General features: G+C 48.3%; 12 protein-coding genes. 5 read left to right on the top strand and 7 right to left on the bottom strand.

Features of this window, described 5'->3' with window-relative positions; genetic code table 11:
• Positions 1 to 279 precede the first annotated feature (279 nt).
• The 4 genes from HV037_RS21705 to HV037_RS21715 form a co-directional block, all read right to left on the bottom strand.
• Positions 280 to 1,050 (bottom strand): hypothetical protein, encoded by a 771-nt coding sequence (locus HV037_RS21705; protein WP_326926166.1) that lies wholly within the window; start codon positions 1,048 to 1,050, stop codon positions 280 to 282.
• A complete protein-coding gene (locus tag HV037_RS24845; protein ID WP_326926167.1) occupies positions 938 to 1,192 on the bottom strand; it encodes a hypothetical protein in 255 nt (84 codons plus the stop codon). Before HV037_RS24845 ends, HV037_RS21705 begins: the two co-directional genes overlap by 113 nt.
• Positions 1,174 to 2,154, bottom strand: coding sequence for an IS5-like element ISKpn26 family transposase (locus tag HV037_RS21710; protein WP_000019445.1), 981 nt, complete (start codon positions 2,152 to 2,154; stop codon positions 1,174 to 1,176). Before HV037_RS21710 ends, HV037_RS24845 begins: the two co-directional genes overlap by 19 nt.
• Positions 2,155 to 2,489: 335 nt before the next feature.
• Positions 2,490 to 3,413, bottom strand: a complete 924-nt coding sequence (locus HV037_RS21715) for an IS5 family transposase (RefSeq protein ID WP_001710396.1) — start codon at positions 3,411 to 3,413, stop codon at positions 2,490 to 2,492.
• 1,115 nt (positions 3,414 to 4,528) lie between these two features.
• Here HV037_RS21715 and HV037_RS21720 point away from each other — a divergent pair.
• Positions 4,529 to 5,725: a site-specific integrase gene (locus HV037_RS21720; protein ID WP_103283392.1), complete on the top strand. Its 1,197-nt coding sequence runs from the start codon at positions 4,529 to 4,531 to the stop codon at positions 5,723 to 5,725.
• Positions 5,726 to 5,769: 44 nt separating this feature from the next.
• Here HV037_RS21720 and HV037_RS21725 read toward each other — a convergent pair whose 3' ends face one another.
• The 3 genes from HV037_RS21725 to HV037_RS21735 form a co-directional block, all read right to left on the bottom strand.
• A complete protein-coding gene (locus tag HV037_RS21725; protein WP_223862576.1) occupies positions 5,770 to 7,611 on the bottom strand; it encodes a DUF927 domain-containing protein in 1,842 nt (613 codons plus the stop codon).
• Between the two features lie 82 nt (positions 7,612 to 7,693).
• The gene (locus HV037_RS21730; RefSeq protein WP_103283391.1) at positions 7,694 to 8,548 is read right to left on the bottom strand and encodes a site-specific integrase; all 855 of its coding nucleotides are present in this window, start codon (positions 8,546 to 8,548) and stop codon (positions 7,694 to 7,696) included.
• Positions 8,549 to 8,953: 405 nt separating this feature from the next.
• Positions 8,954 to 10,126 carry a hypothetical protein gene (locus HV037_RS21735; RefSeq protein ID WP_103283390.1) on the bottom strand — a complete coding sequence of 391 codons (1,173 nt, stop codon included), beginning with the start codon at positions 10,124 to 10,126 and terminating at the stop codon, positions 8,954 to 8,956.
• A 65-nt stretch (positions 10,127 to 10,191) separates the two neighbouring features.
• On the opposite strand from HV037_RS21735, the gene HV037_RS21740 reads away from it, so the two are divergent.
• The 4 genes from HV037_RS21740 to HV037_RS21755 all read left to right on the top strand — a co-directional run bounded on the left by HV037_RS21740 (position 10,192) and on the right by HV037_RS21755 (position 12,035).
• Complete coding sequence (locus HV037_RS21740) at positions 10,192 to 10,566, top strand: hypothetical protein (RefSeq protein ID WP_060617886.1); 375 nt, start codon at positions 10,192 to 10,194, stop codon at positions 10,564 to 10,566.
• Between the two features lie 3 nt (positions 10,567 to 10,569).
• Complete coding sequence (locus HV037_RS21745) at positions 10,570 to 11,007, top strand: hypothetical protein (RefSeq protein ID WP_060617887.1); 438 nt, start codon at positions 10,570 to 10,572, stop codon at positions 11,005 to 11,007.
• 92 nt (positions 11,008 to 11,099) lie between these two features.
• Positions 11,100 to 11,534: a DUF2787 family protein gene (locus HV037_RS21750; RefSeq protein WP_060617888.1), complete on the top strand. Its 435-nt coding sequence runs from the start codon at positions 11,100 to 11,102 to the stop codon at positions 11,532 to 11,534.
• A gap of 9 nt (positions 11,535 to 11,543) precedes the next feature.
• A complete protein-coding gene (locus tag HV037_RS21755; RefSeq protein WP_223862578.1) occupies positions 11,544 to 12,035 on the top strand; it encodes a lecithin retinol acyltransferase family protein in 492 nt (163 codons plus the stop codon).
• Positions 12,036 to 12,323 lie beyond the last annotated feature (288 nt).

Raw genomic sequence — 12,323 nt, forward strand, 5'->3', positions numbered from 1 at the left:
ACCACTACCCGGCCTCTTCCATCCAACCTCAGCATTTCTCTTTAGCGACTCCCTGCTCTTCCGGTCACAGCGTCGTTATCTGTTCGGCTTCAAACAGCCAATAAACACTATTTCCAACTTGTATGCCTATCTGGTGAATTCATCACAGCAAGGCAGCATCCGGTCTTTGTCCGGTCAGTGGAAGGAAAGCATCATCCATTCCCTTCAGATAAGGGCATAATTGCATTTGATCTGGCCTCCCCTTCAACATTTCTATTGGCTCTATTCCTGACGTAGATTTCAATTTGATTTGTCTTTGTGCTTCTCTGGTCCATCAAACAGATCAACTAAAAAGGCATGAAACTCTGGATCATCGTCATCCTTAAGTGGGCTCTCCGGCGATAGAAATGGTGCCGGGCACCAACGAACTTCATCTTCATAATGCAAAGGATGAGGAAATTTTGGAACTCCATTCTTAAATGTAGCTAGCAGTTCATCAACGCCCAGTTTCGTGCCAACAAGAGTCATGCAGTCATCACAATGCTTGCCAGAACAAACCACCTTAATCCTCGTCGAGCCATCAAGCTGCGCTTGGCAAATTTGAGAGTATGTCCGCGCTAGATCCATTACTAGGTGCATAGCCTGGTAGGTGTCACAGATACTCATCAGAGCATCTTTTGCTTCACCATGCTTAAAAGAATACGGCTGAGTAAATTCATAGAGCGATTCCCAGATTTCGCGGCCTTGCCAATCCTTTGAATGAGGATTTGGTAGCCAATCAAACCTTGAGAAAGCGGGCACTATATCACTTAGGAAGTCGTCCTTGGTGAGGGTATAGCGAGCGGGTTGCATATACTCAGTTTTAAGGAGTTCACCCGCAGCAGCCTTATTTAAATTGATGTCAATTTTCTGCTGAATGTCACCAGAGACCTCTGACCATTGTTCGGGTGTAGGCTCTTCACCTACTGGTAAATAACGTTGAATGACCCATTCTGCCGACAGATGGTGATCTTTTGCAGTGAACTCTTCTGCGGACTTGTTTTCTAGGGAAGGTGCGAATAAGCAGGTCATTTCTTCCCAAGCTGACTCGCTGATTAAAATTTCGCGGATCTGGGCCGATTTTTTTCCCGCAAACACATCGAATCAGCCTATTTAGGCTATTTTTTCCACCATTTCTGGCGTTATTTCCGGTTTTTACTGAGATCTCTCCCACTGACGTATCATTTGGTCCACCCGAAACAGGTTGGCCAGGGTGAATAACATCGCCAGTTGGTTATCGTTTTTCAGCAGCCCCTTGTATCTGGCTTTCACGAAGCCGAACTGCCGCTTGATGATGCGAAACGGGTGCTCCACCCTGGCACGGATGCTGGCTTTCATGTATTCGATGTTGATGGCCGTTTTGTTCTTGCGCGGATGCTGCTTCAAGGTTTTTACCTTGCCGGGACGCTCGGCGATCAGCCAGTCCACATCCACCTCGGCCAGCTCCTCGCGCTGTGGCGCTCCTTGGTAGCCGGCATCGGCTGAGACAAATTGCTCCTCTCCATGAAGCAGATTACCCAGCTGATTGAGGTCATGCTCGTTGGCCGCGGTGGTGACCAGGCTGTGGGTCAGGCCACTCTTGGCATCGACACCAATGTGGGCCTTCATGCCAAAGTGCCACTGATTGCCTTTCTTGGTCTGATGCATCTCCGGATCGCGTTGCTGCTCTTTGTTCTTGGTAGAGCTGGGTGCCTCAATGATGGTGGCATCCACCAAAGTGCCTTGGGTCATCATGACGCCTGCTTCGGCCAGCCAGCGATTGATGGTCTTGAACAATTGACGGGCCAGTTGATGCTGCTCGAGCAGGTGGCGGAAATTCATGATGGTGGTGCGATCCGGCAGGGCGCTATCCAGGGATAATCGGGCAAACAGGCGCATGGAGGCGATTTCGTACAGGGCATCTTCCATGGCACCGTCGCTCAGGTTGTACCAATGCTGCATGCAGTGAATACGCAGCATGGTCTCCAGCGGATAGGGCCGTCGGCCATTGCCCGCCTTGGGATAAAACGGCTCGATGACAGCGGTCATATTCTGCCATGGCAGAATCTGCTCCATGCGGGAGAGGAAAATCTCTTTTCGGGTCTGACGGCGCTTAGTGCTGAATTCACTATCGGCGAAGGTGAGTTGATGGCTCATGATGTCCCTCTGGGATGCGCTCCGGATGAATATGATGATCTCATATCAGGAACTTGTTCGCACCTTCCTTAATATCATTCAACCTCTGTGTCTTTGCAATTGATTTGTTTTATATTGACACTGTAACGTGACTCATATCGACTCTAATGCCTGCCTCACACACTGCGACATTCGATAAGCTTTTATGCCTACATCATGCTCACCGAGTTTCAGCAGGTTAACGCCATTCACGGTATGTGTAAGAGCAGGCCAGAAGTACCTGCTCAGCATCAACACAGTGGCTTTGTTGAATAAATCAGATTTCGGGTAAGTCTCCCCCGTAGCGGGTTGTGTTTTCAGGCAATACGCACGCTTTCAGGCATACCTGCTTTCGTCATTTTGTTCAGCGCTCGTACCAGGGCCATAGCCTCCGCAACCTGACCATCGTAGTCACGCAGCGTCAGTGAACCCCCGAACAGCTGTTTTACCCGGTACATCGCCGTTTCCGCTATCGAGCGACGGTTGTAATCTGTTGTCCATTTCCACCGCGCATTACTCCCGGTCATTCGCTGATTAGCCACTGCACGGTTACGGTCTGCATATTCACCGGGCCAGTAACCCGCACCTTTTCGGGGCGGGATAAGCGCGCTGATTTTCTTACGCCGCAGTTCATCGTGACAGAGCCGGGTGTCGTAAGCGCCGTCTGCCGATGCTGCCCTGATTTTTCTGTGAGTCTGCCGGATAAGATCCGGGAAGGCTTCTGAGTCCGTCACATTGTTCAGCGACAGGTCTGCACAGATGATTTCATGTGTTTTGCTGTCAACTGCCAGATGCAACTTTCGCCATATACGACGGCGTTCTTTGCCGTGTTTTTTGACTTTCCATTCGCCTTCACCAAAGACCTTCAGCCCGGTGGAATCAACCACCAGATGCGCGATTTCACCTCGGGTGAACGTTTTGAAACTGACATTAACCGACTTTGCGCGCTTGCTGACACTGGTGTAATCCGGGCAGCGCAACGGAACATTCATCAGTGTAAAAATGGAATCAATAAAACCCTGTGCAGCCCGCAGGGTCAACCTGAACACGCGTTTAATGACCAGAACGGTGGTGATGGCGAGATCAGAATAGCGCTGAGGTCTTCCCCGTGATGAAGGCGTTGCCGACTCATACCAGGCCTGAATAGCTTCATCATCCAGCCAGAAAGTTATGGAGCCACGGTTGATGAGGGCTTTATTGTAGGTGGGCCAGTTGGTGATTTTGAACTTTTGCTTTGCCACGGAACGGTCTGCGTTGTCGGGAAGATGCGTGATCTGATCCTTCAACTCAGCAAAAGTTCGATTTATTCAACAAAGCCCAACACAGTATCTTCCCCCGCCACTTTCCCGCAATATCCCCGTAGCTTTCCCGCTATAGAGATCCACGAATCCCTTGTGCACCAATACTTTGCTTCAAATTTCCCGTTTTCCCGATTTATTTTCACTGAGTGGGTATGAATGCTTACCACCAGACATCAATCCAACATTTATATCACTCTGTATATTCCTTCATAAAATAATGGTAATAAACTCAATCCAAACAAACATACGTTACATGATAAAAACACATTAAACAGACAATAAAAGTTTTTCATTTTATTTTCTCAAATGACATGATGTATCGTTAACCATGATTCTTATTCTTGCTGCAGATAAATGTGGGAACTCAGCGTAACTGATATTCCCTTGGTAATTAAATTAATTATTAATGTTATATCAATTAATAAAATCGATCCGAATTAACTATTGTTATTTACTGAGCAACAAACGGTTTCACATACCTATTCATATATATATTATTCATATACGTTATTTTTATCAGCCAATTAATATGCAAACATCTCCTGACAGATTATTTATCAGTTGCACATAGATACCTATAATCAAATGACTCCACCCTTCACATTTTTAACGGGAAAACGGGGAATATCCTGCCGAAGCCTTACAACACAAGGATTTCTCACTCCCTGACTACGGGATTTCACCGGGTAATTTGCGGGGAATACCAGAGTCGAACCGGGTACATAACTACCACTCACCAGATGAGCATCCCCTCCACATTATCAGCGGGAAGTCGGGAAAACGGGACATTTCCTGTCAACCCCTTATAACACAAGGCTTTTTCACTTGCCGTTTTCAGTAAGTTCACCGGGCAAGTTGCGGGGAAGACCAGAGACGGACCGGAGAATTCTGGTGCTCATCTTCACTCCATCAGCAACCGTCATTGCCAGAACATCGCCATGCGGCCTTTTCAGCAACGGTTTGCATAACACACGGAGGCACGGGACTCTTCCCTCCCTGCCTCAATTTCTGACCTCACTAACGTATTTATCACCCCTGCATAAGGAGACTTCTGCATGTCCACACCACGCCGTTTTAAGTTTACTCACCGCCTCATTGATGGCCTGCCCCCTAATGAACCTGATGCCCCCTCCCGTGAAGCGGAATACAGCGATACCGAAATCAGCGGGCTCAAATGTCTGGTTGGCAAAGGAGAAGGCAAAAAGAAATTTCTCTTACGCTATCTCTGGCAGGGCCGCAAACGCGCCATCAGTATTGGTCACTGGCCGGAGATTGATGTCATCACCGCCCGAAAGATTGCCACTGATATGAAACGCCAGATAGCCACCGGCACTGACCCGCGTTATGAGCGGGACAAATACCGGGCCATTCCCACCCTTCAGGAAGCTTTCAGTCAGTATTATTTCCCATGGGCGAAACTGCACAAAAAGAGCTGGAACAAAGATGAACAGCGCTTCCGTGACCATATTGCCCCGGTAATGGGAAATCTGCTGCTCAATGAAATTACGCCCCGCCACGTCACCCACCTTCAGTCTTCTCTGTGCGAAACCTGCCAACCTGCCACCAATAACCGGGTGATTGCCCTGCTGAAAGCCCTCCTCAGATGGTCATTGCGCCATGAGATGGTAACGGTGAACCCAGCGGCAAACATCCCTCTTCTGCGTGAAAATAATGCCCGTCAGCGCTATTTCTCGGAAACGGAGATCAGGCACATATTTGATGCAGCCAGCGAAGACAACAGCCGTGTGGCCGGTATTTATGTTCGTTTACTGTTACTCACCGGATTGCGTCGCGACGAACTGAGGCTGGCAAAATGGGCGCATTACAGTATGCAGCAGGGAACGTTGTGGCTGCCTGAAACCAAAAATGGCTCGGGCAGACTGGTGCACCTCAATGACTGGGCGATAAAGCTGATTGATGAACTGCCTCGCTTCGGCGGCAATATATGGATGTTTGGCGGCAAACTGCCGGGAAAACCGGTCTGCAATGTGACTAAAGCCTTCAGACGCATTATCCGGCGGGCAGGTATCTATGATGAGGAGGTCTGCATTCACACCTGCCGTCATTCGGTCGCCGCATTAATCGTTTCACGGGGAGGCACCTTATATGACGTTCAGGCCCAGCTCGGACACCGTAGTATTCAGTCGTCACAGCGTTATGCCCATCTGCATCCGCAGCGGCTGAAAGCAACCGGTCAGCTGATTGAGCAACATATTGGTAATGCACTGGCCTTTTCCGGGACATCGGATTAAACATCAGCAATGAAAATGGCAGCCATGCAGGCTGCCAACATTTGCTAGCTCAGTGTGGCACGGAGGAAACTGTCGTCAATAATGAAGCCGTTGATCGCTTTATTCCCCATGAGTTTGCGGGAAATCAGGCGGTCTCTCTCAGTTCTTATCAGAAATCCACGGGCATCAAGTAGTTTGGCTAGCTGCCTGGCGTTCACACCATAGTGTTTAACCCAACCATCAATTGCTTCTGGCAGAACCAGCATCTGTTTCTCCGGTAATAAAATGCCATACACTGGTTCATAACGAGACAGGATAGGGTTTCGGGACAAGTTGCCAAATTTCTGATGCTCCGTGCCCAGGGTAGTTTGCAGACACATCAGCGCCTCCAGCTTCGGGTCTGTTTCAGGCTGAACATTCGCCATCCAGATATCAAAAGCGGTTATCAGCGTTGCAAAAATTTCGTCTTCACCCCACTCCAGAATTCCAGAGTCATACGCCATAAATGCAGCAGTACCAGGTACCGCGAAGCGCTTTAACAGCCGCTTCTGGACGGTATTTAGCTGATAGCCACGATCTTCACAGTGAGCAAGCAGCGCTTTACACACCCACTCATGCAGGTCATTGACATAATCACGCGTTTCAGCCTCGTCATTCGTCAAATTGACTAGGTATTCGATAAATACCCGCCCGGCGGTCCCATAATATTGCGCTGAATTGGCCTTAATTATTTCTATACGGTGACCGCAGTCCTCACTGGATTCATCAGCACAAGACCGCACATGTTCGGGAGTGATAAGCAGGTCAATACTGCGATGAAGCAGACCGTCTTTAACCGTTTCACCTCCATCCCTGAGCCGTTCCTGCATCGAAATCTCACCGGAACTTATGATGTTAAGAAGCCATGAAGCGGGCTCGACATTTTTCAGCGTCTCACCGGACATACGGTTCTTACCTTTCCCATTCGCCAGTGCATATATGGCATCGCCAATTTTAGGCCCCTTATACACACCCAGCTCATCGATAGGAGCAGTGATATGATTGCGTTGCTCCAAGGTCATCTCAAGCGCGTTCGGTGTCGTGTTCCAGGACTCAATAAGACTGTCACTGTTTCCCGGCTCACCGCCATTGCCATTTACAGAAGCTGCCAATTGCAACAGAGCAGTCTTTCCGACACTTGATTGCCCGTAGAAATGATAAATAATGCCCTGCTCATTCAGCAGCGGAAGCAGGCACGAACTTAACCCAATCCACACGGCCAACTTTTGCATATCGCCGGTTGCATGTTTCAGCACTTTTTCTTTCCATTCATCCAGGCTTCCCCGGGCACCAATACCCGAAGAGGGATTGTACGAAGCCGCAGGGATCATCCCGTGAACCTCAGTAATTTTCTCGGATTTGATTGCGTGCCTGCCATGCATAAAGCATAAGTCCCCGGGTTGCCAACCATGTCTGTTGACCAGACGATAGCGTTTTAGTGGCAAAGTCGCGGCAGCACGAAAGTAAGTGTTCATCGCAGGCACAGTACTCAAAGGGATAAGACCTTTTCCAGCAAAATGCCGGCAAACGACTTCACTCCTCGATAAAACCTCAACAACCGGAACGATTTCCTGACTGACCTTGCCATCTGTTGTTTGACAGTAAAAAACTACCGATAAGCCAGAACTCTGACTTTTATCTGCTGCCAGACCAACAGGGACAATGTACCCCGCCATAATTAACCTTGCTTCTCCGGCACGATCGATACCATATAAGCCTTCCTTAACCAGATAATAACCGTCTGGTTGATTATCTGACAAGATTAATTCAGGATCATTCTTCAACTGCATGAAATATTTACCTGCATCCTCAGGGCAATTAAAATCACAAGAGGCCACAACTACCACATTGTTTTTCATATCAGACATAACAGTTCTCTTATAAATTATATTTTGAAGTCATGGGGCATTTTTCCATCATTAATGGAATAGCCTCAAACATATTCATATTCTAAAAATTGAGCATCAGGCCCATTGCTTTCTCAATATCAGCGTGCTGTTGTCCGCCAAAATAATTGGCGTACCGCTCTGAAGTCGAAAGGCACTTATGGCCCAAAAAGCGCTTTACCGCGTACAGATCTCGCGTGGCGGCAAGCATAGCGGAGCCCGCTGTATATCTCAGTTCGTGAATAGTGAAGGGCACAATTCCGGCCTTTTCACAAATTTTCTTCATTAACCTGCGAGGCTCGCTGATTTTTCCCCCGCTCATTGAGCGAAATAGCAGTCCATGATTACCGTGTTTATTCAGCTGTAAATAAACGATATTCATGGCTTCACCACAAAGCGGCACCAGGCGTGAATCTCCGCTCTTCGTATCCTTCAAAAACAGCGTCTTTCGGGTGAAATTTACGTCCTCCGCACAGGCTCCACGAGCCTCTCCCAGCCGCATACCAGTAAAGGCAAGTAAATGCAGCAATTGCAGAGTGTCTCTGTCATCAACCTGAATTTCATCCCTCAGCGTCTTAATGAAGACACGGTATTCGGATGGTTCCATTGCTCGCCTAAGCGATGCGGGCTCGCGGAACGCTTTCATTCCGGCAGCAGGAGAACTATCCAGATAGCCTTGGTCCACCGTCCAAGAGAGGATCGCCTTTAAAAGTGCAAGGTGCCTGTTCCTTGTGGAATTTTGAAGGCCATCCAGACTCTGTAAATAAGCAGCGATGTCACGTTTTTTCATCTCATGAATGTCAATATCACCCAACCTCGGAAGGATGTATTTATTGACCTTTGAAAAATCAGATGAATATGATTTTTTATATGTAAGAGCGTAGTTCAAATAGTCGGGGAGAAGCTCAGCCAGTTTCACTGCTGATTATCTCTTGTTGCCTGATGGAACGGTTTTCATGTTGAACTCCCTTTTTCTTCTGTTTGTAGAAACACCCGTTGCCGTAACAAATGATGTATTTATTGGAACAGGCACACTATCTCACAGGTGATTCAGAACGGCGGATTAACTGTGACACGTGTTTGCATGCAGGCAAAAAAAGATGCAAAAAAAATCGAAAAACATCTAATAATCAATAAATTAAATGATAACTGTCGTCTACAAAAATATTAAAACCAGAGCTAAAAGAAGGGAGAGAGTCGCAGGGAGAATGAAAATATTTTAAATTTTTTCGATAAGATGATTTCCGCGCCAGTGTGGGCAACGGATAGCAATCATCGGTACAGTCTTCGCAACACAACTCAATTGATGCCAGCCAGAGTAAGGCTACTTGAAGGAACGATTAATTCGCTCTTCCATCCGATCAAGTGGACATAAGTTCCTCTCCAGGCATTGGATAATGCTCTTATCTGGCATGCTTCCATCATAGAAAGCTTGAAGAGCAGCAAAACTCTCTTTGGCAGGTCGGGAACGTTGATTGTGATATTTTGCAAATAGTTTTAAAAGATGGTTGTAAAGTTCAGGCCAAGTGACCTCATTATCTGCTGATTGCAAATCCTTATAGCATATATCTATCAGGATAAAATCCCGCAACCTCTTCATTTTTTTACGCACTTCGGGCACGTTAATAACATAACGCGCCTTGATGAAAAATGAGGGCATACTCAACACCCTTATATCCTCTTTTGATAAAACATAGCGAACAATGCTAAAAAGGAAAAAGGTATCAAATGCTGTTTTTTTCTCATAATAATTATAGCTAGCATCATTCTCGCTTATCCCTTGATAATATAACTCCGTCAACTTACTGATGCTTTCGTCAATCAGTTTTATCACACCACTGACATAATCCAGAAACTGTAATGATACTTCATCCTGGCAGTAGTCACTGATAACCTCATTAAAGCCTTTATCAAATATTTTATAAATTTTATCTGATGATGCCTGCCATTTAATGGGCATTGCATTCCAGCCATTGGAACAGATCCCTTCCAGTAAAGGTTCTTTTTCAGAAGGGAAGAATGATTTCACTATCATCTCTCCTGAATCAACCAGAGAAAGCTCCCTGTTCCTGGCCTTATCGATCAGCGATTTAATATAGTCTATATAATATCGGTGAAAATCATTGAGCTTCTGGTAGCAAAAAGAATACAGCATAAGGTGGTTGATAAGCTGCGCCTGACGGTTAGCATGAAATCTTTCTTTATTATAATTTGCACGAGCATCATCTGACGCTACGCCATATTGCAATGCCTCAGCGAAAATACAGTCAAGTCGTTCAAACACATTGCGTATCGACACATACCGCATGACACTTCTTTCTTTACTGCCATCACTCCGGGACTCATTATCTTCAGGAAGATATGCACCATATATTTTCCTGATTAATGATGTCGCCGAAACATCATTAATAAACCCGATGTCTTTACTGTTCTGAATACACCACTCAGGAGGGTGTTTAAAGTCAGAAAAATCAGCGACGTTATCGTTTTTACTCATCTGTAATAATCCCGGTGTTCATCCACATATTATTCTGGTGCCCATTAATTAATCAGGACACCGCTATGCACATTATACAGTCTCCGGCAGACGCTTTCTGCCTGCCCGTGTCACCGGATCAGCAACTGCAGTTGGTTAACGAACTCACCGAATGCGCTGACAGCAGCCTCACTGCGGCAACGACGCTGTGGGAGGAAACGCAAACCCAACTTTTGTATCTGCTCCCCGATGAGGAGAAGCATCTTTCTGAACAACTGACCACTTACCTGCACCATCTGGCCTGCAATGCCGAATACGTCATTCGTCTGGATGCTTCGCTGTTTCTTGCCCTGACCATTCTCAGTGACTCAGGGCAGGGCTTTTATCTGCTGTTTCCACCTTCAGCGACCTTTACCGGGGCTGCTGAACTTATCGCTGTGGCTGAACCTTCAGGATATTAACCGATGAAAAAGACCAAACCCGCACCAGCCTCTAATGCTGAAACCCAAAACGACCTCTGCGTTCTTACTGGTGAGGCCGAGAAAATTAATCCGCATTCCACTGGCCAGTTGCACTGGGAGATGACTGAAAATCTGGACGGGGAACGGGGGTTGCGCATTACCGCCAACGACAGTGGCGGTCTGTTCTCCCGGGAATGGATTGCCCTGAGTGCTATATCTGGCGTTCTGAAAGCCCATGAAGCCGGTGATTTCACCTCCACGGCTCTGCGCCCGTTGTTTACCAGCGCCAGCCGCAATAATGCGGGTTTCCTCGCCGCCATTCTTCGCTGTGCTGATATCTGTCTCACCGAAGAGGGTTCCGGCGGGGCGTTCAGCCATCGCTGTTACCCGGACTGGGAAAAGCGACTGGAAAAACTGCTGACAATCTCCCTTTCTGCCTGACCCCCTTTATCCCCCTGGCTCTTACCCATTCCCTCATGATCTTTGTACTGTCTGAGGCAACCCAATTTATATCGCTTTAAAGGAGATTATCTGTGACCCCTTATTCACCCACGCTGCATCAGCCCACACTTGACCTCCCTCTGAGTGACGAGTTTATCGCGCTGATAGCCACCCACCTCGCGGCACTGCCTGACACTTGTCAGAATGTCGTGCTGAACTTTCGCGACCCGGCGTACAGCGCTGAAAGCGGCGGCTGGCATCCGGTAGAAATTCGCCTTATCCGCAGCGAACACCCTGAAATATGGCAGCTCGATTACCTAACCGACTTCAGCTGGCAGGGCCGAGTCTGGCCCGAACTGGCAAAGGAATTCGATATCAGCTGGCCGGAGCGCTATGCCTGGCACTATCTAATCGGGGAACTGCCGCTCAACCATGAGCTGAGCGAGTTCTGGACGCTCTGGCAGGACAATTTTGTGGCGTACTGCGCGATGGATGTTTTCACCGTCACCGTTTCCCCGGACTGCTGAGGAGGTTTTATGCTGTTCACGCTTATTTCCCGGCTGGTGATATACCGGCCTCTGCTCAGTCTGGCGGAAAGTTTCTCCGACAATGTTATTCGTGACACGGTGGACGAACCGGCAAGAGGCGGCATCGTCTGGTGCGAACTGGCAGGTGGTTATGTCACTCACAGTGGTATCTACACCGGTAATAACCGGATTGTTCATTTGTCCGGTGATGGTGAAGTGCTGTGCAGCGACCGCAAAGGCTTTATGGCCAGACTGAATGGCCTGAACCCTGCCATGTCGGTCTATACCGATTGTCAGGGACGCTTGCCCGTGGGAAATATTGCCGCAGCCGGTCGGGCATTACGGGCGCTGGGCTCCAGACGTCAGTATCACCTGCTGAAGGAGAACTGCCACCGCTTCACAGCGGAGTGCCTGACCGGAAGACCGGATAACGCCGTGGTCCTGCATCGCCAGCTGAAACGGCTACAACGCGGCAATACCTGGCGCGTATGGGAGGACTGATGGCCCGCGCTGAAAAACTTGCCGAACGCCTCTGCCACTGCGTCATTTTGCTCTGTCAGGGAAAGACGCTTTCTGTCCGCGTACTCACTCAACTATTCGGGATTTCACCCCGCACGGCCCGCCGTGACCTTGCCCGCATGGGCTGCATCATGGAGCCCACATCACCGGGTTGCTGGCGACTCTCAGCACCACTTCGACGCGCCTTCATCCATCGCTGAAAATTCTTTCCCCTGTGGTCATAACCTGTCCCACCCACCCGATATGCTCATTCTGCGGTATCCCGCATGG

The sequence above is a fragment of the Citrobacter sp. RHBSTW-00017 genome (assembly GCF_013797615.1).
Taxonomy (GTDB): Bacteria; Pseudomonadota; Gammaproteobacteria; order Enterobacterales; family Enterobacteriaceae; genus Citrobacter; species Citrobacter braakii.

Excerpts from the sequence above, each read along its gene's own strand:
- HV037_RS21705 (WP_326926166.1), bottom strand. The coding sequence starts at position 1,050 with ATGACCTGCTTATTCGCACCTTCCCTAGAAAACAAGTCCGCAGAAGAG.
- HV037_RS21710 (WP_000019445.1), bottom strand. The coding sequence starts at position 2,154 with ATGAGCCATCAACTCACCTTCGCCGATAGTGAATTCAGCACTAAGCGC.
- HV037_RS21720 (WP_103283392.1), top strand. The coding sequence starts at position 4,529 with ATGTCCACACCACGCCGTTTTAAGTTTACTCACCGCCTCATTGATGGC.
- HV037_RS21725 (WP_223862576.1), bottom strand. The coding sequence starts at position 7,611 with ATGTCTGATATGAAAAACAATGTGGTAGTTGTGGCCTCTTGTGATTTT.
- HV037_RS21735 (WP_103283390.1), bottom strand. The coding sequence starts at position 10,126 with ATGAGTAAAAACGATAACGTCGCTGATTTTTCTGACTTTAAACACCCT.
- HV037_RS21740 (WP_060617886.1), top strand. The coding sequence starts at position 10,192 with ATGCACATTATACAGTCTCCGGCAGACGCTTTCTGCCTGCCCGTGTCA.
- HV037_RS21745 (WP_060617887.1), top strand. The coding sequence starts at position 10,570 with ATGAAAAAGACCAAACCCGCACCAGCCTCTAATGCTGAAACCCAAAAC.
- HV037_RS21755 (WP_223862578.1), top strand. The coding sequence starts at position 11,544 with ATGCTGTTCACGCTTATTTCCCGGCTGGTGATATACCGGCCTCTGCTC.